Source organism: Marinagarivorans sp. (genome assembly GCF_982758155.1).
The window spans coordinates 1-26341 of record NZ_CEXWTU010000043.1 but is presented as its reverse complement, the minus strand read 5'-3'; the positions used below and the strand labels follow the sequence as shown (position 1 = coordinate 26341).

Annotated in this window: 24 protein-coding genes and 1 pseudogene; 19 read left to right on the top strand and 6 right to left on the bottom strand. The window is 47.0% G+C overall.

What is annotated here, in order from left to right; translation table 11 throughout:
* Window positions 1-85 precede the first annotated feature (85 nt).
* Window positions 86-1441 (bottom strand): aminodeoxychorismate synthase component I, encoded by a 1356-nt coding sequence (pabB, locus tag AC3A8L_RS07260; protein ID WP_487961569.1) that lies wholly within the window; start codon window positions 1439-1441, stop codon window positions 86-88.
* 105 nt (window positions 1442-1546) lie between these two features.
* Here pabB and AC3A8L_RS07255 point away from each other — a divergent pair, with 105 nt between their 5' ends.
* The 3 genes from AC3A8L_RS07255 to ggt all read left to right on the top strand — a co-directional run bounded on the left by AC3A8L_RS07255 (window position 1547) and on the right by ggt (window position 4354).
* Window positions 1547-1894: a Rieske (2Fe-2S) protein gene (locus tag AC3A8L_RS07255; RefSeq protein ID WP_487961568.1), complete on the top strand. Its 348-nt coding sequence runs from the start codon at window positions 1547-1549 to the stop codon at window positions 1892-1894.
* Window positions 1895-2256: 362 nt separating this feature from the next.
* On the top strand, window positions 2257-2502 hold the full coding sequence (locus AC3A8L_RS07250) for a hypothetical protein (RefSeq protein WP_487961567.1): 246 nt from the start codon (window positions 2257-2259) through the stop codon (window positions 2500-2502).
* An 85-nt stretch (window positions 2503-2587) separates the two neighbouring features.
* Complete coding sequence (gene ggt / locus AC3A8L_RS07245; RefSeq protein WP_487961566.1) at window positions 2588-4354, top strand: gamma-glutamyltransferase; 1767 nt, start codon at window positions 2588-2590, stop codon at window positions 4352-4354.
* A 9-nt stretch (window positions 4355-4363) separates the two neighbouring features.
* Here the strand turns inward: ggt and AC3A8L_RS07240 are convergent, their stop codons facing one another.
* Window positions 4364-5308, bottom strand: a complete 945-nt coding sequence (locus AC3A8L_RS07240) for a tRNA dihydrouridine synthase (RefSeq protein WP_487961565.1) — start codon at window positions 5306-5308, stop codon at window positions 4364-4366.
* A gap of 323 nt (window positions 5309-5631) precedes the next feature.
* Between AC3A8L_RS07240 and AC3A8L_RS07235 the strand changes: the two genes are divergently transcribed.
* The 6 genes from AC3A8L_RS07235 (at window position 5632) to AC3A8L_RS07210 (ending at window position 13104) form a co-directional block, all read left to right on the top strand.
* Window positions 5632-5883 (top strand): OadG family protein, encoded by a 252-nt coding sequence (locus AC3A8L_RS07235; protein ID WP_487961564.1) that lies wholly within the window; start codon window positions 5632-5634, stop codon window positions 5881-5883.
* A 67-nt stretch (window positions 5884-5950) separates the two neighbouring features.
* A complete protein-coding gene (gene oadA, locus AC3A8L_RS07230; RefSeq protein WP_487961563.1) occupies window positions 5951-7732 on the top strand; it encodes a sodium-extruding oxaloacetate decarboxylase subunit alpha in 1782 nt (593 codons plus the stop codon).
* A gap of 10 nt (window positions 7733-7742) precedes the next feature.
* Window positions 7743-9059 (top strand): sodium ion-translocating decarboxylase subunit beta, encoded by a 1317-nt coding sequence (locus AC3A8L_RS07225; protein ID WP_487961562.1) that lies wholly within the window; start codon window positions 7743-7745, stop codon window positions 9057-9059.
* Between the two features lie 116 nt (window positions 9060-9175).
* On the top strand, window positions 9176-10624 hold the full coding sequence (gene pyk, locus AC3A8L_RS07220) for a pyruvate kinase (protein ID WP_487961561.1): 1449 nt from the start codon (window positions 9176-9178) through the stop codon (window positions 10622-10624).
* A 97-nt stretch (window positions 10625-10721) separates the two neighbouring features.
* On the top strand, window positions 10722-11756 hold the full coding sequence (locus AC3A8L_RS07215) for a quinone-dependent dihydroorotate dehydrogenase (RefSeq protein ID WP_487961560.1): 1035 nt from the start codon (window positions 10722-10724) through the stop codon (window positions 11754-11756).
* A 163-nt stretch (window positions 11757-11919) separates the two neighbouring features.
* Window positions 11920-13104, top strand: a complete 1185-nt coding sequence (locus AC3A8L_RS07210) for a hypothetical protein (protein ID WP_487961559.1) — start codon at window positions 11920-11922, stop codon at window positions 13102-13104.
* A gap of 9 nt (window positions 13105-13113) precedes the next feature.
* Here AC3A8L_RS07210 and AC3A8L_RS07205 read toward each other — a convergent pair whose 3' ends face one another.
* Together AC3A8L_RS07205 and AC3A8L_RS07200 are read right to left on the bottom strand one after the other, a co-directional pair.
* Complete coding sequence (locus AC3A8L_RS07205) at window positions 13114-13815, bottom strand: SDR family NAD(P)-dependent oxidoreductase (protein ID WP_487961558.1); 702 nt, start codon at window positions 13813-13815, stop codon at window positions 13114-13116.
* A gap of 77 nt (window positions 13816-13892) precedes the next feature.
* Entirely contained in the window at window positions 13893-14558 is a 666-nt protein-coding gene (locus AC3A8L_RS07200; RefSeq protein ID WP_487961557.1) for an HAD family hydrolase, read from the bottom strand.
* A gap of 120 nt (window positions 14559-14678) precedes the next feature.
* Between AC3A8L_RS07200 and AC3A8L_RS07195 the strand changes: the two genes are divergently transcribed.
* From AC3A8L_RS07195 to AC3A8L_RS07175, 5 genes are read left to right on the top strand one after another with little or no spacing between them, the layout of a single operon-like run.
* A complete protein-coding gene (locus tag AC3A8L_RS07195) occupies window positions 14679-15506 on the top strand; it encodes a M23 family metallopeptidase (protein WP_487961556.1) in 828 nt (275 codons plus the stop codon).
* A 35-nt stretch (window positions 15507-15541) separates the two neighbouring features.
* Entirely contained in the window at window positions 15542-15739 is a 198-nt protein-coding gene (locus AC3A8L_RS07190; RefSeq protein ID WP_487961555.1) for a Trm112 family protein, read from the top strand.
* 9 nt (window positions 15740-15748) lie between these two features.
* A complete protein-coding gene (locus tag AC3A8L_RS07185; protein WP_487961554.1) occupies window positions 15749-16093 on the top strand; it encodes a histidine triad nucleotide-binding protein in 345 nt (114 codons plus the stop codon).
* Entirely contained in the window at window positions 16094-17197 is a 1104-nt protein-coding gene (locus AC3A8L_RS07180) for a tRNA-queuosine alpha-mannosyltransferase domain-containing protein (protein WP_487961553.1), read from the top strand.
* Between the two features lie 24 nt (window positions 17198-17221).
* Window positions 17222-17764, top strand: coding sequence for a YaeQ family protein (locus AC3A8L_RS07175; protein ID WP_487961552.1), 543 nt, complete (start codon window positions 17222-17224; stop codon window positions 17762-17764).
* A gap of 27 nt (window positions 17765-17791) precedes the next feature.
* Here the strand turns inward: AC3A8L_RS07175 and AC3A8L_RS07170 are convergent, their stop codons facing one another.
* Both AC3A8L_RS07170 and rlmF read right to left on the bottom strand, forming a co-directional pair.
* Complete coding sequence (locus AC3A8L_RS07170) at window positions 17792-18697, bottom strand: ROK family protein (protein WP_487961551.1); 906 nt, start codon at window positions 18695-18697, stop codon at window positions 17792-17794.
* A 36-nt stretch (window positions 18698-18733) separates the two neighbouring features.
* A complete protein-coding gene (gene rlmF / locus AC3A8L_RS07165) occupies window positions 18734-19696 on the bottom strand; it encodes a 23S rRNA (adenine(1618)-N(6))-methyltransferase RlmF (protein ID WP_487961550.1) in 963 nt (320 codons plus the stop codon).
* Window positions 19697-19834: 138 nt separating this feature from the next.
* Between rlmF and truA the strand changes: the two genes are divergently transcribed.
* From truA to AC3A8L_RS07140, 5 genes and pseudogenes are all read left to right on the top strand, one after another.
* Window positions 19835-20617, top strand: a complete 783-nt coding sequence (truA, locus tag AC3A8L_RS07160; RefSeq protein WP_487961549.1) for a tRNA pseudouridine(38-40) synthase TruA — start codon at window positions 19835-19837, stop codon at window positions 20615-20617.
* 623 nt (window positions 20618-21240) lie between these two features.
* Window positions 21241-21423, top strand: a complete 183-nt coding sequence (locus tag AC3A8L_RS07155; protein ID WP_487961548.1) for a hypothetical protein — start codon at window positions 21241-21243, stop codon at window positions 21421-21423.
* 12 nt (window positions 21424-21435) lie between these two features.
* Window positions 21436-22872, top strand: a complete 1437-nt coding sequence (locus AC3A8L_RS07150; RefSeq protein ID WP_487961570.1) for a methyl-accepting chemotaxis protein — start codon at window positions 21436-21438, stop codon at window positions 22870-22872.
* 179 nt (window positions 22873-23051) lie between these two features.
* Window positions 23052-25973 carry a glycosyl hydrolase 115 family protein gene (locus AC3A8L_RS07145; RefSeq protein WP_487961547.1) on the top strand — a complete coding sequence of 974 codons (2922 nt, stop codon included), beginning with the start codon at window positions 23052-23054 and terminating at the stop codon, window positions 25971-25973.
* Between the two features lie 36 nt (window positions 25974-26009).
* Window positions 26010-26341, top strand: a pseudogene (locus tag AC3A8L_RS07140) (hypothetical protein); the annotation flags it as partial.

The following is a 26341-nucleotide window of genomic DNA, read 5'->3' as shown; positions in this document are numbered from 1 at the left end:
CTGGCTATTGCAAATATTTTTAACGAAGGCAAGCGTGCACCCAGGAATTCAAAAACGGGAAGTTATTTCATGCTCGCCCCTAAGTCTAATTGGCGACCTGTTCGTTGGTTAATGCCGACATGAGTTTGGCGACTTTAAAGATGGATTCTTTATATTCCTCGCTGGCTTCAGAGTCAGCAACAATTCCGCCGCCGCCCCAGCAATAGAGTGTATTGTTTTCGGCTTGTAGGGTTCGAATGCTGATGCTGCTATCAGCATTGCCATTGTTGCTGAAATACGCAACGCTACCGCAATAAATTCCGCGATGCGCGCGTTCTAGTTCATTGATGATTTCCATCGCGCGCTTTTTTGGGGCCCCGGTAATCGAGCCGCCAGGAAAGCTACGTTTAAATAAATCGAAAGCGCTATATTCGTCTTTTAGCTCGCCGGTAACGGTACTGATTAAATGATGCACATTCGCAAAGGTGTGCAGCTCGCACAGGTGCGGAACTTTGACAGAAAAAGGTTTGCAGCACTGACTTAAATCGTTGCGCAGTAAATCGACAATCATGACATTCTCTGCGCGATTCTTTTCGCTGGCTAGTAAGACGTTTGCTAGCTGCTGGTCTTCAGCTAATGTTGCCCCGCGGGGGCAAGTCCCTTTAATTGGCTGCGTATTCACTTGCCGGTTGTTGAAGTGTAAAAAACGTTCTGGAGATACGCTTAGAATGGCGGTATTTTCATAAGGTAAATAGGCGGAATATGGGCTGGGAGTCGCCTGGCGTAACTGCAAATAAGCTGTTGCAAGGCTGCCACTGTATTGCGCACTAAAGCGCTGACTAAAGTTTACTTGATAGCAGTCGCCGGACAATATGTACTCATTAATATTGTCTAATCCATCGATGTAGTCGCTATATGGCGTGTTATGTATAAATTCTGAGCACTTAAATGGGGGGGGCGGTTTAGGGGTTGGATTTGTCGATAGTAGGGGTATAACCGATGCCTGAGCTGCGCTGCTATGGGTGAATACCCATGTTGCATGCCTTTTGTCGTGATCAACAATTAATGCCCAATCGTAGGCCTTTAGCTGTACCAGTGGCAGGGTGTAATCGTGCCCTACTGTTAGCCGAAACTCGGGGTTTTGCCAATGATAGCTAAAATGGCCGATAATGCCGCCAGTGAAAGGGAGATCGCAATCGGAGTTGGCTTGGGACGCTGGTTGCGTATGGTGTGTAATCCAGTCGTCGAGGGTTGATAAATCACTGTTATCGGCAGAGTGGGAAAACTGCCCCTTGGCATCAATGGTTGCGCTGGCGGTGGCCAGTGCCGTAAAAATATCGTAACGCCCTTGTTGGCTGTAAGGTCGCCCACTGTCTAGCCAAACAAAATCGACCAGATGGCGAAGCTGCGCAAAGTAATACTCTGGGTTGTTGTGATAGGGTGCAGTAATACAGCGTGTCATGGTGGTGTGTTCGTTGGGCTGGCGTGTGATTTTACATGACTGCGTTAGCAAATGCTGACATCCAAGTAATAAATTGGCCACCTGTTTTATCTGAGTGAGGGGTATATGACGTTTTTTGTTTTGGCAAAAACAAATGAATTGGCTGAAGGTTTTAAGCGCTCGGTCAAGTTGGCTTCGGTCACGCTACTGATTTTTTATCAGGATGGCGAGCTGTATATCATTGAGGACCGCTGTCCACATATGGATGTACCGCTTGCTACGGGCACGCTTGAAGCCGTTGAGGGCGGAAATATTATTCGCTGTCGAGCACACGGTATTGGCTTTAATCTCGCGAGCGGAAAAGCCGAAGGCATGTGGTCTGATACACTCAATTGCTTAAATTTCTATGCTCCGGTTTACCGTGAATACACTGTGGGTGTTGAGATTGATGATGCCGATGATGATCGAGACTAAAAGGCATCTCTAAAAATAGTCATCTTTTTTTGTAAGTGCATGGCAGCCCCCTCGGACGACTGAATGGATTCAGAAGTATGCTGGCGAGGGAAAAACCGATGGCGCCTCTAATGTGAGAAAAGTGAGATAGCAGAAAATTGATTTTTCGCGGTTCACTGCTGTAAGTTCTACTCCATCTCCTATCTCATCCCATGCTGGAATTGGGCGCTATCGAGTACTAATTGGTCAGCGCGTTTCGCTCTAGCCTCAAAAATCAATACCGCTTAACTTTTTTTGCATAGGCGAATTAAGCTGTCATAAAAGTTGCTGCAAGACTCCCCTAAACTCCCGTTTCTTGTTTTTTAATTGAAGAGAGATAAGTTGTGTCTGCGACAAGTCGTCAAGTTTTTGGTCTTAAGGTATTGAATAATAACCACCGTGATATTAGAGCGCTAAGGCGCGAGCATGGTCAGTCAAGCCATCACGGTAATAAGTTTTGGCGTTCAAGCTTATTGCTAATGAATTACTTACAAAAATTCCCTATTGAGCCGGGTGCGCGCGTTTTAGAAGTGGGTGCTGGCTGGGGGCTAGCCGGTATTTATTGTGCAAATATTTTAATGCACAAGTGACGTGTTTGGATGTTGATAGTAATGTGATGCCCTTTATAGTGCATCACATTCTTTAAAAAGTATTTCCAATGAAATAAGGCGTTACATGAAAAGGTTATTGACGAGATCTTGCGGCATTGTTTTAGGTATTACTTTAGGCCTTGTTGGCGCGGCGACATACGCCGGCGGGCATGCGCAAGGAGCGGCTTATGCCGTAGTCCTGCCCCAAAACAAAGGCGCAGTGGCCACTGTTCAGCCGTTGGCGACAAAAGCGGCGGTTGATGCATTTAATCGCGGTGGTAATGCAATTGATGCCGCCTTGGCGGCGGCTTTCACTTTGGGTGTCGTCGATAGCCATAATTCGGGTATTGGTGGGGGTTGTTTTATTCTTGTGCGCCTAGCGAATGGAAAAATTATCGCCATTGATGGCCGCGAAATGGCGCCGGCCAAAGCTCACCGTGATATGTATTTACAAGCGCAAAGCCCTGCTGAGCGTGCGAAAGGTATTGCTGCTGTTGTCGATCGTGATTTAAGTAAAACGGGCGCGTTAGCAGTGGGGATACCAGGTTCAGTGCAGGCTTTATACGAATTGCAGTCAATGGGAGGCAAGCTCTCTTTTTCGGAGGTTCTCTTACCGGCGGCAGCGTTAGCAGAAGCAGGCTTTGCAATTGATAATACGCTTGCCAAGCGCTTATCCTCAAAGGCGGTCGATATTGCTAAATTCCCGGCGACAGCGGCAGTTTTTTTAACGCCTGTTGGCAAGCCCAAAGTGGCGGGGGATACGTTAAAACAACCCGATCTTGCTACCACATATCGACAGCTAGCTAAGCACGGTCCTTCGTGGTTTTACCGTGGCAATTTTGCTAAAAAAACAGCGCAATGGATGGCCGCGAATGGGGGGATTGTTACGGGAGGTGATTTTGCGGCTTACAAGACGGTCCATCGTGAGCCAGTGCACAGCCAGTTTATGGGGTTTGATATTTATGGTTTTGGGCCGCCAAGCTCTGGCGGCGCCCATGTTGCACAAATGCTCAATATTTTAGCCGCAGAGCCACTGGCGAAAATGCCGGAGGCTGATCGCTATCACCTGATTGCTGAGGCGATGAAGTTGGCTTTTGCTGATCGTGCGCATTGGTTAGGCGATGCCGATTTTGTGCCAGTCCCGAGCGGCCTGATCTCATCTGAATATGGCGTCCAGTTGCGGAAAAAAATCGACTTATCAAAAGTGGCTAATGTGAAGGGTCATAGTCTTCCTCCTGGAGCGAGCAAAGATTTTTTCTACCAGCAAGTGAATAAGCACACAACGCACTTAACTACTGCTGATGCTGATGGCAACTGGGTTGCCATCACCACCACCTTAAACACCAGTTTTGGTAGCAAGGCCATGGTGCCGGGTACTGGCGTGTTATTAAATAATCAGATGGATGATTTTTCGGCTGCGCCCGGTACTCCGAATGCGTTTGGCTTGGTTGGAACAGAGGCGAACAGTATTGCGCCGGGTAAACGACCGTTATCCAGCATGAGCCCGACCTTGGTTTTGAAGGATGGTGAGCCAGTATTAACGTTAGGTGCCGCAGGAGGCCCAACGATCATTTCGCAGGTGTTTCAGGCGCTGGTGAATACCCTTGCGCTGGATATGCCCCTGCTTGAAGCGATAGATACACCGCGAGTGCATCACCAATGGCAGCCGAATTGGTTGTTTACCGAATTACCGCTAGAGGGTGAAGTGGCGCAGGCTTTAAAGGCTCGAGGGCATCCTTTGCGCGCAGCGGGTGATTTTGGTGGTACTCAAGCGATATCCCTTAGAAAGGGTGAATTTACGGCGGTGACTGAGCCTAGAATCATACGTCGTAATCAGCGGGCTGCTCAATAACATGTTGCTCTAGCGTATCAATGTGTACTGTTGGTAAGCATTTTCAAGTTCATCGGCAGTTCGCATCCTTTTAATGGCTTCAAAGAATGTTTTGGCTTCGGGGTAGCTACGTTGTAAGTACATCAACCACTGTTTAAGGCGGTTCCCTGCATATTTAGGGTCATAACTTTGTAGTGTCGAAAGGTGATACTGCCACACTTTCGGCAGTACTTCCTGCCAGGTTAGTACCGTGTAAGCACCTTCTTGGCGAAGCTGCTTTACGGCGAGAGCAAGGTCGGGCGTTGCCAGCAATCCTCGGCCTATCATTACGTCCTCACAGCCCGATTCGGCGATACATTGCGCAACGTCGTTTGGGGTCCACATCTCGCCATTAGCAATGACGGGAATATTCAGCACTTGCTGTATTTCGCCGATAGCACTCCAATAAGCGGGGGGCTTATAGCCATCCACTTTGGAGCGTGCGTGGACAAATAATTCACTGATGCCGCCGCTGCTGAGTGCTTGTGCATTTTCGATGTAGCCCTCGCGCGCATTAAAACCCAAGCGCATTTTGGCGGTTACAGGTGTGCCTTTTGGTACGGCAGCCCTTACGGCGCATGCGATGTCGTGAAGTAGGTTGGGTTCTTGCAGCAAACAGGCGCCGCCGCGACTTTTATTCACGGTTTTTGCGGGGCATCCAAAGTTCAAGTCGATACCGACTGCGCCTAAGCCGGCAAGGCGCTCAGCGTGCTCAGCTAAAAGGGTCGGATCGCTTCCTAGTAATTGAACACGTACTGGGATGCCTATGGGTGAGGCGAGCTCGGGGCACAAGCGATAAAATACGTGATCCGGGAGTCGACTTTGGGATACGCGAATGAACTCGGTCACCGCGTAGTCAACACCGCCAATTTCGCAGTAGAGTTTGCGGAGGTTGTGATCGACAACACCCTCCATCGGGGCGAGAAAAATACGCATGATAGGGGGTGCGCTGTTCAAAAATAGGGTGCGGATTGTATCATGCCGCTGAATTGTGTCATCCTTCACGCCGTTTTGGGTGCGTGCCCGAACGAAGTTTGGCGTCAAAAACATTGTTTTTTGTGGGGTCTATGCCGCCACTTAATTGTGCGAGATTGATTGTTTTTTGACCTTGTTGCGCTTTAAATCGCAATTATTCTCGGATTAGGTGGTCGCGTTTTTTTGTGTTTGAGGTAGAATGTGCCCGCTTTTTGCAAGGGGTGCCGACGGTGACCCAAGTGTTAACAGAGCGCTTAGCGCTAATTCAGCTGCGGAGTTAGGATATGCAACAAACAATAATGGAGCAGGGTTTTGACCTGATGATCTTTGGGATGGGCGCGGTCTGCGTTTTCCTGACGTTGCTCGTATTTTTGACTCGTTTCATGTGTTGGTTTGTGAATCGTTATATTCCCGAACCGGTGCAACCGGCCTCAGTTGAGCCTGCTAAGCCTGCTTCGGCAGTCTCAGTAGACCCTAAAGTTCTAGCTGTCATTCAGGAAGCTATTCATCAGCATCGCGCTAAGCAGGCTCAATAAATGCCGCTGAGCTTATACAACAGCGCTTCAGCACTTGTGTTGCAACACGAATTGTAGAGAAAAGATTATGACTAAAGTCCAAAAGCCCTTAGGTATTACCGATGTTGTTTTACGTGATGCCCACCAGTCGCTATTTGCTACCCGAATGCGTATTGATGACATGCTGCCGATTGCAGCGAAACTCGATAAAGTCGGCTTTTGGTCTTTAGAGACGTGGGGCGGCGCAACGTTTGATAGCTGCATTCGTTATTTAGGGGAAGACCCTTGGGATCGTATCCGTGAACTCAAAAAAGCAATGCCCAATACACCGCAGCAAATGCTTTTTCGTGGCCAGAACATTTTAGGCTACCGCCATTACGCCGACGATGTTGTTTATAAGTTTGTCGAGCGCGCCGCTCACAATGGCGTAGATGTTTTCCGTGTTTTTGATGCTATGAACGATATGCGCAACATCGAGACTGCGCTTAAAGCCGTAAAAGAAACGGGTAAGCACGCGCAGGGAACCATCTCCTATACCTTAAGCCCTGTTCACACCATGGACTTGTGGGTTGAGCAAGGTAAGAAAATCGAAGACATGGGGGCCGACTCGGTTGCGATTAAAGATATGGCCGGTCTGCTTAAACCTTATGAAGGCTACGAGCTTGTTAAGCGCTTAAAAGAGTCCTGCGATATCCCCATTCACTTACACTGCCATGCCACCACCGGTTTGGCGCACGCTACTATCCTTAAGTGTGTCGAGGCTGGCATTGATAACGTAGATACTGCAATCTCCTCGATGTCTATGACTTACGGCCACAGCGCCACCGAGACGCTAGTTGCCACTTTAGAGGGCACAGAAAGAGATACCGGTTTAGACCTTGCCTTGCTGCAGGATATTGCGTTGTATTTTCGCGATGTGCGTAAAAAATACAGCAAATTCGAAGGCGCGCTAAGAGGTGTCGATGTTCGTATTCTTACGGCTCAGGTCCCTGGCGGCATGCTCACCAATATGGAAGCGCAGCTAAAAGAGCAGGGTGCAGCCGATCGTTTAGATGAGGTGCTAGAGGAAATCCCCCGTGTGCGTGAGGATCTAGGATTCTTGCCGTTAGTCACGCCAACGTCACAAATTGTGGGAACTCAGGCGGTTATCAATGTTTTAAGTGGCAAGCGTTACGCGAGCATTTCGAAAGAAACACAAGGCGTTTTGCGCGGTGAATACGGCGCTACGCCAGCCCCAATGAATGCTGAATTACAAGCACAAGTATTGGATGGCAAAGAGCCCATCACTTGTCGCCCTGCAGACTTAATTGAGCCCGAGCTCGAAAAGCTTGCCGCGGCGCTCAAGGGCGAAGCGAAAAAACGTAATATTACGTTGGCAGCGGGCGATAACGAAATTGATGATGTGCTGACTTATGCGTTATTTAATCAGGTTGGACTTAAGTTTCTTGAGAACAGAAACAACCCCAGTGCCTTCGAGCCAGTGCCAACGGGTAACGAAAGTGCAGCGGTAACCACCGATGGCGGTGAAGCGGTTTATACCGTTGATGTTGAAGGTCAAAGCTATACGGTTACAGTAAATAATGGCGGTGATCTAACCGGCGTTGTTCCTATTGCGGGCGCCGGTACGCCGGCTGCTGCCGCCAGCGCAGGTGGTCCAGCGCTGCCAGTAAAAGCCCCTCTGGCCGGCAATATTATTCGCGTATTGGTTTCACCTGGCCAGCAGGTGAAAGAGGGTGAGCCTGTAATAATTCTTGAGGCCATGAAAATGGAAACAGAAGTCAGTGCTCCAGCGGCCGGTGTGGTCGGTGAAGTTAGCGTGCGCGAGGGTAACGTCGTTACCGTTGGCGACACTTTAATCACCATCGCCTGAGGTTAATACGATGGAGAATTTATTAGGTTTATGGTTCGAATCCGGCATTTACCAAATGACTTATGGTCAGGCCGGTATGATGCTAATTTGTTCGGGCTTGCTTTTCCTTGCTATCAGAAAAGGGTTTGAGCCTTTATTGCTTGTACCCATTGGTTTTGGTGGCTTGTTGGCCAATATTCCTGGTGCCGGCTTGGCTTTTAGTGCGGCAGAAAATGCAATGTTAGCGGGCGATCCTGGCTTTTTGGCTGATATGGCGCGCCTTCTTGGTGCGGATATCAGTTCCAGCGCTAAGGAATTGATGAAGATATATGGCGCCTCGGATTACAGTACCTATCATGCGGCCGGAGAGTTGGCGGGAGCGGCAGATTTCCACGATGGCATGTTGTATAGCTTTTACAAGGTTGCTATTGCCAGTGGTGTTGCTCCGTTATTGATCTTTATGGGTGTTGGCGCGATGACCGACTTTGGCCCATTGCTGGCCAACCCAAAAACCCTATTTTTGGGCGCTGCAGCGCAATTTGGTATTTTTGCTACGGTTATTGGTGCGGTCTCTCTAAGTGCGCTAGGCCTGATGGACTTTAGTATTGCCGATGCCGCAGCGATTGGTATTATCGGCGGCGCTGATGGCCCCACAGCAATTTATGTGGCCAGCAAATTGGCGCCAGACTTGTTAGGTGCGATTGCCGTAGCGGCCTATTCTTATATGGCGTTGGTTCCTCTTATTCAACCCCCGATCATGAAGCTGCTTACGACAAAAGAAGAGCGCAAAATTGTGATGACGCAATTGCGACCCGTCACCAAACGCGAAAAAATCTTCTTCCCACTTGTGTTGCTTGTTCTTGTGGCATTAATTTTGCCTTCAGCTGCCCCATTGTTAGGAATGTTCTGTTTAGGAAACTTAATGCGTGAGTGTGGTGTGGTCGATCGTTTAAGCGATACCGCCCAGAATGCGCTCATTAATATCGTGACTATCTTTTTGGGTTTATCTGTTGGCTCTAAATTAGAAGCGGATAAATTCCTGGATCCAAAAACACTCGGTATCTTGTTGTTAGGCATCGTAGCTTTTGGTATTGGTACTGGCTGCGGCGTTTTGATGGCCAAACTGATGAATATGCTCAGTAAGCAAAAAATTAATCCGCTAATTGGTTCTGCGGGTGTATCTGCCGTTCCAATGGCGGCCCGCGTCTCTAACAAGGTTGGTTTAGAGGCTAACGGTCAGAACTTCTTATTAATGCACGCGATGGGCCCTAATGTGGCCGGAGTCATTGGTTCAGCAGTTGCTGCTGGCGTAATGATCTCTATCGTGAGCGGAATGAATGGCGGCTAAGGTCGCCAATATTTTAAGTAAAGCCCTACCTTTCGGCAGGTTTTTTATAATTTCGGTGTGCAAAGTGATAAACTGCGCGCCGTTTAGACAAGTTCAATCATTTCGGAGCCCCACTTATGTTAAGACGTACAAAAATTGTTAGCACCCTTGGTCCAGCCACCGATGAGCCCGGTGTATTAGAAAAGCTCATATTGGCGGGGGTGAACGTTGTACGTCTTAACTTCTCTCACGGTAGCCCTGAAGACCACAAAAAACGTTGTGATATGACACGTGAATACGCTGCTAAGCATGGTCGTCACGTCGCAGTATTAGGTGACCTTCAAGGCCCTAAAATCCGTATCGCACGTTTTGCTGATGGTCCTATTGAATTGAAATTGGGCGATAAGTTTTTATTGGATGCCGACCTTGAGCGCGATGCGGGTAATCAGCATCAAGTGGGTATTGATTACAAAGAATTACCTAATGACGTTAACCCAGAAGACTTATTATTATTGGATGATGGCCGTGTTGTATTGCGCGTTGACTCTATCGAAGGTAATAAAGTTTTTTGTACAACCACTGTTGCTGGCGGTTTGTCGAATAATAAAGGGATTAATCGTCAGGGCGGCGGCTTAACGGCTCCGGCACTCACTGAAAAAGATCGTGCTGACATTAAAACGGCTGTTGCCATTGATGTTGACTACTTGGCGGTTTCGTTTCCGCGTAGCGCTGAAGATATGAACCTAACGCGTTCGTTGGTTCAAGAAGCCGGCGGCGATATTGCTTTGGTTTCAAAGGTAGAGCGTGCCGAAGCGGTTGAAGATGATGCTGTATTGGATGGCATTATATTAGCCTCTGATGCGGTTATGGTTGCCCGCGGAGACCTTGGTGTTGAAATTGGTGATGCTGCACTGATCGGTGTTCAAAAACATATTATTGCGCGTTCACGTGCTTTAAATCGCGCTGTTATTACGGCAACGCAAATGATGGAATCAATGATCAACAGTTCTTTGCCAACACGCGCAGAAGTGTTCGATGTTGCCAATGCTGTGCTCGATGGTACTGATGCGGTTATGTTGTCAGCTGAAACTGCAGCTGGTCAATTTCCTGTAGAAACTGTTGAGGCGATGGTGCGTGTTATTTTGGGGGCTGAAGGTCATCCTCATGCAACCCAAGACGCTGTACGCGACATGCCCGAAACAATGGCTATTGATCAAGCCATTGCACAAGCGGCTATGTTTACGGCTAATCATATGCCTGGCGTTGCGGCAATTATTAGCATGACTGAGTCTGGTTCTACACCTTTCTTGATGAGCCGTTTTGGCGCGCGCTTACCGATCTTTGCGCTATCAACACATGCTAAAACATTGCAAAAAGCAGCGCTTTATCGCGGTGTTTATCCTGTGCCTTTCCCGCTTCACGACATTCCGTTTAACGAAGCTAACGATCGCGCTATTAACGAACTACGTACACGTGGTGTTGTTGCTGATGGTGATTTGGTTATTATTTCACAAGGTGATACCCGTCAAAATGTCGGTGGCACCAATGCAATGAAAATTGTTGAAGTTGGAAAACCAGCTATTTAAGATTAAAAGTTTAAAGCGCGCTAAGGCGCGCTTTTTTTTGCTTTTATTTTTCTCCATTCCAATAAATTTAAATGTCCACCTGTGATGGCAGCTCTTTATGTATAAGTATATTCGCCCGTTGTTGTTTAAATTAGATCCCGAAGTCAGTCACGAACTATCGTTGGATTGGATGGGTGCGCTAGAGCGATTAAAGCTGCTGTCTCTTTTTTCATCTGAGGCTGTGAGCGATCCTGTTGAAGTGTTGGGGTTGAAGTTTCCCAATGCTGTAGGCTTGGCGGCAGGGCTTGATAAAAACGGCGATTACTTTAATGCCTTGGGCGCCTTGGGTTTTGGTTTTGTCGAAATTGGTACGGTTACGCCAAAGGCTCAAACTGGGAACCCTAAGCCGCGCTTGTTTCGTCTTGAAGAAGAACAGGGGGTTATTAACCGCATGGGGTTTAACAATAAGGGTGTTGAGCATCTTGTTAACCAGGTTAAACAAACCCGTCGTTTTACGGGGGTATTGGGTATTAATATTGGGAAAAACAAATTAACGCCCGATGAAAACGCACTCGATGATTATTTGATTTGTCTCGATGCTGTTTATCCTCATGCGGATTATGTCACTGTGAATATTTCGTCGCCGAATACGCCTGGACTGCGTAATTTACAATTTGGCGAATCGCTGAATGTATTGTTGGCGGGTATAAAAAAGCGGCAAAAATTGTTGGCGGCCGAATATGATAAATACGTGCCTATTGTTGTTAAAATTGCCCCCGATATGACCGATGAAGAGCTAAAAGCTACGGCTGAGACCTTTTTGGCGCAAGGCATTGATGGCGTTATTGCAACCAATACTACGATCAGTCGAGAAGGTGTAGAGCTTTCACTTTTTGCTGAAGAGGCCGGTGGTTTAAGCGGGTTACCAGTTCGGGATAAATCGACACATGCAATTGAAGTATTAGCTGAAACACTGGCTGATAAAATGCCTATTATTGGTGTTGGCGGTATTTTGTCGGGTGATGATGCGGCAGAAAAGCTGGCTGCTGGCGCTAGCTTAGTGCAGCTTTACAGTGGTTTTATCTACCGAGGTCCAGAGCTGGTGGGCGAAGCAGCCAGCGCGTGCGCAAAGCACCGGCGTACTCCCGCTTAGCGTTGATGTTGATTTTAAGCGATACAGTCCCTTCCTCGGGGCTGTATTAATATGCAAAAAGGTCGCAATTCTCAATTGTGCTGTCGCTTATATCCTTTTGTTGCCGGCTAGAGCTCTCATCTTGATGTACAGTGAATAATATATTCCTGTAAATGAGGTGACTATGGGCTTTTCCCCTTCAGGCCGTTTTGTCGATATTCTATTACTATTGGGAGTGAGTTTTGCGTGTGGTTGTGCGCAAAATGTTCCAATAGCCGAGATTGCTCCGGTAGTTACACCTAGCATTGATTATTCTGCTCCTCAGTATTTCGGTTCGCCGGTATCGATTGAGGGCGAAGAGACTCTATTTACATTAAGCGATGCGCAGCGCCACGATTTCCTCGACTTCTATAATCACTTTCTGCGCCGCAATTCTCCCGGTTACGAGCGGGTATTCGATTATTTAGAGCGGGAAACGCGAGACTTTAATTACGAATCTAAAACCTATACCGCGACAGAAACCTTAGCTGGACAGAAAGGTAACTGCATGAGCCTCGCCGTTCTTACAACCGCATTGGCCAGTGCAGTCAATGAGGTGGACATTCGATACCAGTTGGTCGATTCATCCCCTGTATTTTACAAAGAAAGTGATGTGGTTGTGAAAGGTGTTCATGTGCGCTCTAAGCTCTATGAACGACTCGGCGCTTCGAGCAATCTCTATTTAGGGCGCTCAAGCTTAATAGTCGATTATTTACCGGATGATAAAACACGTTTTATTGGCAATATTAGTCGCGCTAAATTTTTAGCTCTCTATTATGGTAATCGCGCGGTTGAATTTATGGCTTCGGAAAAGTTTCAGGAGGCTTATTGGTATACGCGCAAAGCGTTGGAGTACGAGCCAGAAGATGCGGCTAATATTAATAGCATGGCTGTTATCTTTCGTCGAATAGGTGATGATGCCAAAGCCGAAGAGGTTTACGCTTACGGTTTGGCGGTAACGGATGACAAGCTAACGTTACTCAAAAACTATCGCTTATTATTAAGCGCGCAGGGTCGTAAGGGGGAGGTAAAAGCTGTAACGCAACAAATGGCTGAGTATGACGACCCAAGTCCTTTTGGTTGGCTGGATGCCGCAAATTTTGCCTACAATAATGGTGAATATCAAGAAGCTGAAGTGTTTTATCAAAAGTCTATTGATGCTGCGCCTTATTTAGATTATGGCTATTTCGGCTTGGCAAAAGTGAAATACCAAAAAGGCGAATTAAAAGGCGCTAAGCGAATGCTGATAAAAGCGATGGAAAATACTTTCAAAGAAGAGGGGCGAGAGCTTTACCAGGCCAAGCTCTCGCGCTTAGAGCAAGAAATTTAACCTGAGAGGTTAAGGTTGGGCTTGAAACTGCTCGCCACTGATGCCGCGGCTTGCTGGGCCAAGTAGGTAAAGGTAGCGGTTGGCATGCTCGCTGGGCGCCATTACTGCGTCTGGGCTTTCTGCAGGGTAGGCTTTCGCGCGCATTTGGGTGCGTGTCGCACCTGGGTTAATAGAGTTAAAGCGAAGGTCTGCATGTTCGCTGTATTCATCGGCCAGCGTTTGCATTACATTCTCTGCGGCGGCTTTACTGGCCGCGTAAGCACCCCAATAGGCACGCCCACGATACCCCACGCCCGAGCCGGTAAATACAACGCTGGCATCCTTCGATTTTTTCAATAAAGGTAACAAGCTCTGCGTCAGCATAAAGGGCGCTGTTACGTTAACCTGCATTATCGTTTGCCAATCGCTTGCGCTGTATTGTTCGGCGGGTGCGTTGGTCCCTAAAACGGCTGCGTTATGAAGCAAGCCGTCAAGCAGGCCGAATTCTTCGGTGAGCGCATCTTTTAGTTGTTGAAAATCTTGTTTTGTCGCGCTTTCAAAATTAATGGGAAATATGGTGCGGCCAAGGAGTACAACGGTGGCGCCGGCTTCGGCACACGCGATCGCAATGGCTTTGCCTATGCCATCACCGGCACCAGTGATAACAATTACACGGCCTTTTAATAGGTTTTCTGTGGGCTTGAAGGCAAGGAAGTCATTTTGATAAGTCATAGAACAAGTCACTTTTGTTATTGGGTGCTACATAAGCGCAGTGCAAATTTGCGAAGGTCTGCCGCTACAGGCTAACGCTATATTTTATGCAGAGTTTGAATGATAGGCCAAATTTCAGTGGCGCAGTCCACATTATAATCTGCACCCCAGTGTTGGTGGCAGGTTTCTGTTGGCGTAAAGCCATAGCCCACGGCAATGGTTGCCATTCCCGCGTTTTTACCCGCATCAATATCACGTAGATGATCGCCCACATAAATGCAGTGCTCGGGCTTACAGTTGGTTTGAGTACAGGCAAGCAGCAAGCCTTCTGGGTCGGGTTTGGCGGCGTTAAGCTCGTCTGGGCATATGGTCGCTACCGGTGGGCTGGCGAAGGTAAACTGAGCCATTAAGGCTTGAGTGTAAAGCGCTGGTTTGTTGGTCACAATACCCCACGGAATGCCAGCATCGGTCAGTTTTTGTATTAGCCCCTCAATGCCTTTGAAGGCGAAGGTGTGTTCGGCAATGTTCGCTAGGTAGTGATCAAGCAAGGCTTGGCGGTAGCCTTGATGCGCATCATGGCTTAAATTCTCCCCAAACCCCAGTCGAATTAACGCGTTAGCGCCATTGGAAACCTCAGCCCTAGTCACCTCATCGGCAAATGGTTTTAAGCCCTCACTGCGCCTTACCGCATTTAGCGCGCCGCCAAGGTCTTTGCTGGTATCCATTAGCGTGCCATCGAGGTCAAAAAATACGGCTTCAATCATGGTGGGTTATGCTCTTTGGGTTGGGTGCGACATTTAAGCTTGAATGCGACCGCGACACAAGACTGTCCAGAATCTTTCACTTTACTGAGCTAACCGCTAGACTAGCGGCCAGGAGGGCTTATGCCGATGAAAATTCAAAATCTACTACGCCTAGTGGGTGCGTTGTTGTTCGCACCAAATATTTATGCGGCAACCTTTGCCGGCAACTGGACGCAGGGCGCACTCATTATTGGGCAGGCCAAGCCGGGCGAGCGTATCTTTTATCAAGAGCGTGAGCTTAAACAGAGCTCCAAAGGCGAGTTTGCGTTGGGTTTAGGGCGAGATGCACCGGCCAGCGTTGCTGTTACCGTTCAAACGGCTGAAGGCAAAGAAACGCTGCTTTTTGATGTACTACAACGTGATTACAATATCCAGCGCATAGAAGGCGTAAAGCAAAAGCACGTAACGCCGCCCAAATCATTTACAGAGCGTATACAAAAAGAAGCGGCTTCGGTTAAATTGGCACGAAAGCGCAATGATGATCGTACTGATTACATGCCTCGCTTTATCTGGCCAGCGAAAGGCCCCGTTACAGGTGTGTACGGCAGTCAACGTTTTTACAACGGGACGCCTAAAAGCCCTCATTACGGTATTGATATTGCCGGTCCAACGGGTGCCGAGGTAATGGCGCCTGGGGCAGGGGTTGTGACATTTGCCAATAACGATCTGTATTATTCTGGTGGCACTCTCATTGTCGATCACGGTCACGGTATTTCTTCTACTTTTATTCATTTAAGTCAATTGGAAGTTGCTGTTGGCGATTATGTGAAACAAGGTGATTTGATTGCGCGCATAGGTTCGAGTGGTCGCGCTACTGGCCCGCATCTCGATTGGCGAATGAATTGGTTTCATGAACGCCTAGATCCACAATTATTATTTCCTAAAGATTCAAAACCCGAATTGCCTTAAAAACCTATATTACTAATTTATTGTAGAGATTTAACATGCTTGATAAAAAACTTCTCAGTATTCTTGTTTGTCCAGTAACCAAAAGGGCTTTAATTTGGGATGCGCCCAATAACGAGCTAGTTAGTCTTTCCGCTGGTTTAGCTTACCCTGTGCGCGATGATATTCCTGTAATGCTCGAAGGTGAGGCCCGCGAAATAACCTTAGCCGAAAAAGAAACTTGGCAAAATAAATAAGGCTCCATTATGACAGTAACTATTTTTGGCAGAATTATCGCTGGCGAAATTCCAGCGCCGCGTGTTTACGAAGATGAACACTGCATTGCTATTAACGATATTTCTCCGCAAGCTCCCACTCACGTTTTAATCATCCCCAAAAAAGCTATTGCTAAGTTGGCCGATGCGGGTGCAGAGCACCAAGCGTTGCTGGGCCATTTAATGTTGGCGGCAGGTAATATTGCAAGGCAGTTAGGCGTTGAAGAAGCTTTTCGATTAATCGTTAATAATGGTGCCGGTGCCGGGCAAACTGTGTTTCATTTGCACCTGCATTTACTCGCAGGTAAAGCGTTTGATGAAGGATCGTTAGGGTAATTGAAAGTCCTAATATTGTCGGCATACGATGCTGAAAGCCATCGGCGATGGCATCAAGGCTTAGTCAAACACCTTTCTTTTTCTTTCACGGTAATGGCTTTGCCGCCTCGCTTTTTCAGTTGGCGAATACGAGGCAATGCAATGTCGTGGGCATTGGCGCACAGGGACGAATTACTGGCAAAAAAGTGGGATGCTATTGTAGCGACCTCAATGGTGGATTTGGCAACACTTAAAGGCCTTGTGCCGGAACTGGCAACCGTACCGACGCTGGTCTATTTTCACGAGAATCAATTTTCTTACCCGGTTAATCGTGTTGCAGGCGGGGCTGTCCGTAGTATCGAACCTCAAATGGTAACCTTGTACAGCGCACTTTCGGCTCAGAAAGTGGTATTCAATAGTGAGCATAATAAAAAGACTTTTTTATCAGGTGTGGCAGCATTATTAAAGAAACTGCCGGATGAAGTCCCGAATAATGTACTTGCATTGCTTGATAGTAAATCGTCGGTTATTCCAGTGCCGTTAGAATCGAGTTGCTTTACATTGCCGACTGCGAAAGTGAAACCGCGGCCGCTTACACTGTTGTGGAATCACCGCTGGGAATACGATAAAGGCCCAGAACGTTTATTTGCAATAGTGCAGCAGCTTGTTGCGCAAGCGCCTGAGCTATCACTGTGCTTCCATATTGTAGGGCAACAGTTTAGGCAGGAGCCCGCCGTTTTTGCCGAGTTAAAAAAGTTACTGGCGAAGGCTGGGTGGCTCGGCGAGTGGGGTTTTTTACCGACTGAAAAGTATCAAACGGTTTTGGCGCAAAGTGATATAGCCCTTTCTACAGCCTTGCATGATTTCCAAGGTTTGGCAGTGTTGGATGCCGTAGCCGCGGGCTGCGCGCCTTTATTGCCGAGTCGTGTTGCTTATCCCGATTTTTTTGCGCTGGAAAATTATGAGTGCGAAACACAAAGTGCTGTCAATGCTATTAAAGGCTATGGTCAGAATCCGTGTACCTTAAAGACACCGGATATTTCACAATTTAGTTGGCAAACATTGGCGCCGATGTATCATCAAGCGATATACAATCTTGTTGATGTATCGATTCCTCGCCCCTAACCCTCAAACTATTAAAGAGCATTTATGGCCCTTAAGTCTAAAGTCTACAAAGTGAGCTTGTCTGTGAGCGATATGGATCGCCACCATTACAATACCTACGATTTCAAAGTTGCCTGCCATCCCTCTGAAACGGAAGGCCGGATGTGTTTACGTTTGGCGGCATTTGCTATTTTTGCTGATGAAAAACTCAGTTTTACCCGTGGCCTTTGCGCAACCGATGAGCCAGATCTTTGGCAAAAAGATGATACGGGTTTAATTGAGCGCTGGATTGATTTAGGTTGGCCTGAAGAAAAGCGTATCGCTAAAGCATGTGGTCAAGCCAGCGAAGTTGTTGTAGTAGCATATGGCAGGAATACCACGCCTTGGTGGCAGGGCTTAGCAGATAAAACACCACGCTTTAAACGCTTAAAAGTAATGGATGCTGGCGAAGGTGTCATTGAAGCGCTAACGGCACTGGTAGACTTAACCATGGAATTAACCGCTACAATTAGCGATGCGACTTTATGGCTGAGCAATGGCGTCGATACGGTGGAAATTCCATTGCTTTATTTGAAAGGTGAAAATTAATTAAATTTAAATGTTTGTCATAACGCGTTATTTTAAATTCAACCAAGCGGCGCCGCGCACGCCGCTTGAGTCACCATGTTGCGACTGCACAACTTGCGTGTCGCACTCTTTACCAAATACCATCTGAGCAAGATTTTCGTTAATAAACGGGTAAAGACTTGGCAGGTTAGAGACCCCGCCCCCGAGTACGATGATATCGGGGTCTAATAGATTAACGACCATGGCAAGTGCCGATACGAGCTGCTGTTGATATTCCTGTAAGCTTGCTTGAGCGTTCCTTTCACCGGCTTCAGCCCTTTGTACAATCTCCTGTACGCTAGCGTGATTACCGGTTGCTTGGGTGTAGCTCGTTTGTAAACCTGTGCCGCTAATAAACGTTTCTATGCAGCCCGCATTACCGCAATAGCAGGGGCGGGCCTTTCGGGTTGCGTCACTTGCTGTGGGGTGAATGATGTGGCCCCACTCACCGGCAAGGCCGTTTGGACCAATAAAAGCTTGTTGTTGAAAGCTGATGCCGGCGCCGCAGCCTGTGCCTAAAATAGCGGCAAATACTAATTCGTAGCCGGCTCCTGCGCCATCAACCGCTTCCGAGACCGCAAGGCAGTTTGCGTCATTCATGATTTTGACTGGCCGTTTTAACAGCGCTTCCATATCGGAGCGCATGGGTTGGCCGTTTAACCATATAGAATTCGCATTTTTAACATGCCCGGTTTTTCGGCTAATGGTGCCGGGTATGCCTATGCCAACAGGTAAGTGCGAGAGTGTTAACTGTGTTTCAGCCTCAAGAACGAGTTCTGTAATTGTACGGAGGGTCGCGCAATAGTCATGTTGCGGTGTTGGCTTGCGCTTTCGATATAATTCTTGGCTATTCTCATCGAGAATAATCACTTCTGTTTTTGTGCCGCCTAGGTCAATGCCTGCGTAGTGTTTCATGAGGGCTTCACTTTAAAAATTTTATATTGAAGGGCGTTATTGTGACTGATAGCTCCAAGCCAAAATGCGTGTCGTTTTATGGCCTTGTTTCATTTCGATTTCTTTTATGGTTGCGGCTTCGAGTTTGCGCAGTAATTTTTTGGCGGGCGGAAGGTTATCGCCTTTGGAGACTAACGTCGTAAACCAAGTGCATTGTGCAGAATATGTACGGCTTTCTTTAATCATGGTGCGCAAAAACTTTTGTTCACCACCTTTGCACCAAAGTTCTGCGTTTTGGCCGCCAAAATTTAAGGCGGGTAATGCGGCTGAAGCTTTATGGTGGCTAGGGTTATTTGCGGCAAGGTTACTGCGTTTCTTTTCGTTGCCTTTCAGTGCATCTTTTAGTGATGCGTGAAAGGGTGGATTACAAACGGTAATGTCGAACTTTTCATCGGCGCGAATAATTCCCTCAAAAATACGTGATTTCTCGGGCTGAAAACGCAACTCGATACGGTCTTTTAATTCGGAATTGCTGTCGATAATGGCGGTAAAATTCTGTAATGCCAGAGGATCAATATCGCTGGCTGCGCAGTCCCAGCCATAAACTTTACACGCCAGTAGGGCATAAATACCGTTAGCACCAGTGCCTATATCCAGTAATCTAATCCGGCTTTTTTGTGACGAGGCACTGGTGCTGGATACTTTGAGTAGGTCGGCAGCGTAGTGTAAGTAATCGACACGGCCAGGAATCGGTGGGCATAAAAAAGCATCGGGAATATCCCATGCCTTTATGGTGTAATATTTTTGGAGTAACGCGCGGTTTAGCGCTTTTACAGCAGCAGGGTTGGCAAAGTTGATAGATGTGTTGCCATATTCGTTGCTTGTAATATAAGGCGCAAGGCTTGGGCAAGCTTGAGTGAGAGCTTTAAAATCATACCCCTGACGGTGAATATTACGAGGGTGCAAGCCTTTGTTTCGGTGTTGCGGTCTTTTATCGGCGATGGTTTTAGGTTTAGTCACAGTCAATTAGCGGCGCGTCTACAAAAGGTGGGTATAGTGTAACGCGAGTATACCTTGTTTGTTCTGGTCAACTAAAACCCAACCAGCGAGTTTCACTTAGCCGCTCTCTAAGGCTTCCACATCAAGTAGGGCTGTAATATGTACTATTTCCGAGTGACAATCGCCTACAAAGGGACGCGCTACTTTGGCTGGCAGGCCCAAAGTACGAATACACGTAACGAAGAAAAGCCGACAATCGAGGGCACCCTGCGTAATGCGCTAGGTGCAATTACAAAGCATCAGGCGTGTACGGTATCGTGTGCCAGCCGAACGGATGGCGGTGTGCACGCTCAGGGACAGGTTGCTAAAATTGCGCTACCTATCGCGATTAGTGCCGATCACCTATTGCTGGGGCTGAATTCATTACTGCCAACGGATATTCGAATTCTGAGTTGTGAGTGTTCTTCAAAGGCTTATCAGCCGAACAGGAATAATTCGAGTAAGGAATATCATTACTATTTCTCGGTTTCATCGATTGATAATGCTGTGATGTCTGATATTGCAATCCATTACCCTAAACCTTCTAATGCCTTCGATCCCGCTTTAATGCGTGAAGCCTGCAAGTTATTTGTCGGTAAACATGATTTCAAGAACTTCAGCGGTCGCGATAAAGAAATATCATCAACCATTAGAGAGGTTTTTCACTGCGAGATATTACCGGCTAATTTCTTACCATTAGCCAGCAACCTGTTTTATTTGAAGATAGTGGGTGATGGTTTTTTAAAGCATATGGTTCGCTACATAGCAGGGGCTTTGCTCGCACTTGATAAAGAGCGCATATCATTGACGGATATCTCAGTTGCGCTAGAGGCGCAATGCGAAACTAAGCTTAGCCCTAAAGCGAAGTCGAAAGGTTTGCATTTGATCCATATTGCAGACTAATAGGCTGTTAGGGGCAGGGCTATCGCTCTATGATCGCAGCAAGTTCTAGTGTTTTATTGGCTTTATCGCCGACGTTGTGAAAATCGCCTATAAAACAAAGGGGCTAAACGAAAAGGGGCCGAATAACAGGAATTGAATACTTTTTGAACTCAATGCTCTGCAGCCCTTATAGAGAGCACCTTAACCAGTAATAACAGCAGGAAATACATAGAGCGATTGCCCTGTTGTTAGGGGTGAGGCAATTATACTTTATCCACTAATGCTTACTCTCTACTTCCTCATCTTCGTCACTCAAAGTGTTACATGCCTCGGTAACTGCTCCACGACATAATGCTCCTGCAAAGTCTAATAAGGGGCTCCTGCCCCGATGCGTTACCCTAATGACCTATATCCGTATAGGCCCAGGCTGCGCCCCTTTAAGTGCCTCGATGAGAAAGCAGAGCACTGCGCCTAATCGGACAATCTATTATTGCCTCGCCCCTTAGTTCGCCGCATAAATCATTTTTCTCAGTTACATCCTCCCAATATGTCTTTATTGCCTATACTTCGGGTTAATGATTTGCGTGTCCGCTGATTATCGGCCCACATATGCAAAATGCAAATATAAAACGGGTGTTTTTATAATGTTGCTGCGAAGAATATCGATTAGCCGGCGTCTTGCTATTCAACTATTAGTGATTGTTATTGGTCTTGGTGTTTCGCTCGGCGTCTCGCTATGGCAGTTGAAACAGGCGCTTATTAAAAGTAAAACCGATAATACCCGTATGCTGGTTGATGCAGCTTATTCTGTTCTAGAAAAACACTAGAAACAATATGAACTGGGGCTTGTTGATGAAGAGGCGGCGAAGGCCGAAGCTATTGTTGATATCAACAAGTTGCGTTATGACGGAGATAATTATTTTTGGGTCAATGATATGCATCCCAATATGATAACGCACCCCACAAAACCGCAATTAAATGGGCAAGATATTAGCGGCTTCAAAGATCCTAATGGCAAGGCGCTTTTTGTGGCGATGGTCGACGTGGTTAAGCTGGATGGCGAGGGCTCTGTTGATTACATGTGGCCATTCCCTGGTTCCGACAAGCCTGTTGATAAAATATCGTATGTCAAAGGTTTCTCTCCGTGGGGATGGGTTGTTGGGTCGGGTGTTTACTTGGATGATGTCACCTTAATATTTTGGCGCTTCGCCAAAATATTATTATCTATTGGCTCTGTTATTGTCATCTTTGTTGGCGGTTTGGCTTATTTGATCAGCCTTTCCATTAAGCGCCCGATTGATGAGGTTGTAGAGGCATTAAAGGCGATTGCTTCAGGGAAGGGCGATTTGACCAAGGCGCTCCCCGTTGCGGGAAATGATGAGCTATCTTTATTGGCTGATCATTTTAATGATTTTACACAGAAAATTCGTGGCCTTTTACTGAAGGTTCGAAGTTCTACTGGGCAACTCAATGACACAACGGATCAATTGAAAAGTTCATTTTCCGAAAGTGTTAAGGCTATAGAAGCGCAGCGTAGAGAGTCAGCCTCTGTTGTGTCAGCAATGGATGAAATGCTGTCAGCTTCAATCAATATCGCGAAAAATGCTGAACAGTCAGCATCTTATGTTGACCAAGCTGAAACGGCTGCCAATGTTGGTAAAGATGTGGTTGTACAAACGTCAAAACTGGTTCAGCACGTATCCTCTGAATTTGAGGCCACGTCAGAAATTATTCAAAACCTGGCCAATAATAGCCAAACAATATCTAAGGTTTCTGAAGTCATTCGCGGTATAGCGGAACAAACAAACTTACTGGCGTTAAATGCTGCCATTGAGTCGGCGCGTGCGGGGGAGCAAGGTCGGGGTTTTGCTGTGGTGGCTGATGAAGTGAGAACGTTAGCGGCGCGAACTCAAAATTCGACAGAGGAAATTCGCGGTATGGTCGAGTCTTTAACTGCTGGCGGGGTCAGTGCCGTGAGCGCCATGAATACCGGGCGAGAAGTGACTGCGCAGGCTTCTGAAAGTGCGCTACAGGGCGCTGAATCGCTGGCTTCAGTTGTTGCTGAAATGAACAATATCGCGTTGATGATTAACCAAACGGCAAGCGCTGCGGAAGAGCAAAGCTTGGTGTCTAAATCGATTAATCGCTCGGTACAAAATATTGTTGATGCTACTGAGTCAACCTATAAACAGTTTGAAAAAGCACGAAAATCAGAGCAAGAACTACTCAGTTTGAGCGCTGAACTGAGTGATTTAATCGGTGAATTTAAATTGTAGATAGTGAACGTACTTGCCATTTATAACCTTAGGGTGTGCTAAAAATACCCCCTCGTATCGTCCGTTCTTTTCATTGTGGCTTTACTTTGCTTTAAAAGAGTGTAACGCACGGCTTTGATGCTAGTATTTGCGCGTTATCGAAGCACATCATTTAATGAGTCAAACTTTAGGAGGGTCCCTTGCGTAAAAAAAACTCTAATCACTTGTGTGCAATATGGACAGTATTCCAGCCAACATTGGTTGCGATGTTGATGTTGATGTCTTCATTCGCTTGGTCACTGGGTGGTGAACACTATATCGGCTTTAAGCCTTCTGCGGGCTACCAGCTATTAACCAATAAAGAATCTGGCGTTCCTATTGTTGTTGATGCCGCGGATGAAAAAGGTGTGCTACGTGCAGCCAATGTATTTTCTTCGGATTTACAGAAAGTACTGGGTACCGCCGGCATAGTAAAAACAGAAGTACCTAAGCAAGCAAAAAGTCTATTGTTGTTTGGTACGCTAGGCCAAAACCGGTTTATTGATGATCTGGTTAGCCGAAAGCTGATTGATGTGAGCGGTGTTCGTGATCAGTGGGATGGTTATCTAATACAGCAGGTCGCGAATCCTTTTGTGGGTGTCGATAGCGCACTTGTGGTAGTGGGAGCGAATAAGCGCGGAACTATGTTCGGTATTTATGACATCTCCGAAAATATGGGCGTATCACCCTGGTATTACTGGGCGGATGTACCTATTGAGCCCCGTGATGCCTTATATGTTAAAACGGGTATTAATCGACAGGAAATCCCAAAAGTTAAGTACCGCGGTATTTTCCTTAATGATGAGGCGCCAGCCTTAACAAATTGGGTTCAAGAGAACTTTGGTAATTACAATCACGAATTTTATGGAAAAGTTTTCGAGCTATTGCTGCGGCTTAGGGCCAATTATTTGTGGCCGGCAATGTGGAATAATGCTTTTGGTGATGACGATCCCAAAAACTTAGCGCTTGCTCATGAATACGGCATTGTAATGGGAACTTCACACCACGAACCCATGATGCGTGCCGATAAAGAATGGAATCGCTACGGCGAAGGTGCGTGGGATTACGCGACTAACCCCGAAAAACTGTATGAATTCTGGCAGGATGGAGCTAAACGTAACAAGCCTTTTGAAAGCCTTTACACCATGGGGATGCGCGGACAAGAAGATACCCCGATGAGTGAGGGCGAAAATATTGAATTACTGGAGCTGATTGTTAAGGATCAAAGAAAAATTCTTGCTGAGGTCTTTGGTGAAGAAAATGTCGATAAAGTGCCTCAAGTATGGTGCCTGTATAAAGAGGTTCAGGCCTATTACGAAAAAGGCATGCGTGTCCCCGATGATGTCATCCTTTTATGGGCCGATGATAATTGGGGGAATATACGTCGGCTGCCTACGCCTGAAGAGCGTTCACGCAGTGGCGGCGCAGGTGTTTATTATCACTTTGATTATGTTGGTGGACCAAGATCTTACCGTTGGATAAATACCATGCCGATTGCCAAGGTATGGCAGCAGATGAACCTGGCCTATAAATATGGTGCGGATAAAATTTGGGTGGTAAACGTTGGCGACCTTAAGCCTATGGAAGTGCCAACAGAATTTTTCTTAAGGATGGCGTGGGACCCAGAGGAATGGACTCACGAAAAAATGGTCGACTATACGCGGCTCTGGGCTGAGCGTGATTTTGGTCAGGAATTCTCTGCTGATATTGCAGCGTTAATCACTGAATACACTCGGCATAATGGTCGCCGAAAGCCAGAACTTATGGATCCCGAAACATATAGCTTATTAAACTACGGCGAAGCCGATCGCATTGAAGCATTGTTGAAAGCGCAAATTGCAAAAGCGGAAGACATTTACAAAAAATTGCCGAAGGCTAAAAAGGAGGCTTATTTTCAGTTGGTCTTATTTCCGGTTAAAGCTAGTGCAACGGTTACGCTGCTGCACATTGCCGTCGCTAAAAATCGACTCTATGCCGAGCAAGGTCGCGCAAATGCCGGGACTTTTGCACAGATCGCAAAACAGTATTTTGAGCAAGATGCGGCACTAGAGCGTGAGTATCATGCGCTTAATGGCGGCAAGTGGAATCACTTTATGAGTCAGCCGCATATTGGTTACACCAATTGGAATAACCCAGAAGGTGATCAAATGCCAATGACGTATGATTATAAGCCCGGTGAATATGCTGAAATGGGTATTGCTGTTGATGGTTATGGCGGCGGCTGGCCTGGCGACGTGGGTAGCCATTGGCCGCATAAGAGTAGCTATGTTTTAGCGTTTGATTATTTTGGTAAGCAGCAGCGCCCATTAACCATTTATAACCGTGGAACAAAGGCTTTTGAATTTAAAGCCGTTGCGAGCGAGCCTTGGGTTAAATTAAGTCTGATAAAAGGGCCTGTTGATATTGAGCAGCGGGTTGATGTAAGTATTGATTGGAGTGTATTACCTGAGGGGAAGCACACGTCAAAAATTTCCATAAGAGGCACGGGTTGGCAGGGGGCTTCGGTGACTATCGAAGCCATAAAGCCTAGTGACAAAGCTATTAAGAAGGCCAAGGGTTTTTTGGAGGCCGATGGCTATATTGCTATCGATGCTGAAAATTTCGCGGGCTCTAAATCACGTAGTGGCATTAGCTGGGTTGCAGTGCCGCATTTAGGGCGTACCCATGGTGCAATCACTTTGTTACCGGCTTCAGATAAATCTTTTTCCAAGCCTTCTAAAGCGCCTTACGTAGAGTACCCAGTAACGTTCTTCTCTAGTGGCGAAGTTGAGGTTCAGTTATTGTTGAACCCTTCGTTACCTTTTCAGCCAGAAAAGGGAGCACGCTATGCCGTTGCTATTGGTGATGAAACCCCGCAAATTATCGATGTTACTGAGTCTGTTGCTAAAAAGGGACATGCTTGGGAAGAGATGGTTAAAGATGCCATTAATGCAGGCGTCAGCAAGCACCTTGTGAAAAAGGCAGGGCCTACTAAAATTCGTATCTATGGTTTGGATCCCGGCCTAAGTGTTCAAAAAGTTATTATTGATACTGGTGGGTTACAGCCCAGTTACTTAGGGCCACTGCAAAGCATTAAACAATAAAAATTAGTTTCAGATGCTCATTTTGGAGAAAATTGTATGATCAACGTATTTTCATCGGCATTGATAGGTGCAAGCCGTAAAGCGTCGTTATTATCGGTCTTTTGGATGTGTTGCCTGTGTGTGCTGCCATCACTGGTTGCGGTCACGGCTAATGCGGATGTGCGTTTACCAAAGCTTGTATCTTCGGGGATGGTTTTACAGCGGGACATGCCCGTCAATATCTGGGGTTGGGCTGATCCGGGTGAGCCCGTCAATGTGACGGTTGATGATATTAAAGTGTCGACAATCACTAATAAAAAGGGTGAGTGGAGAGTGACTCTGCCCCCAATGAAAGCGGGCGCCCCCCGGACTATAGCCGTTAGTGGCAA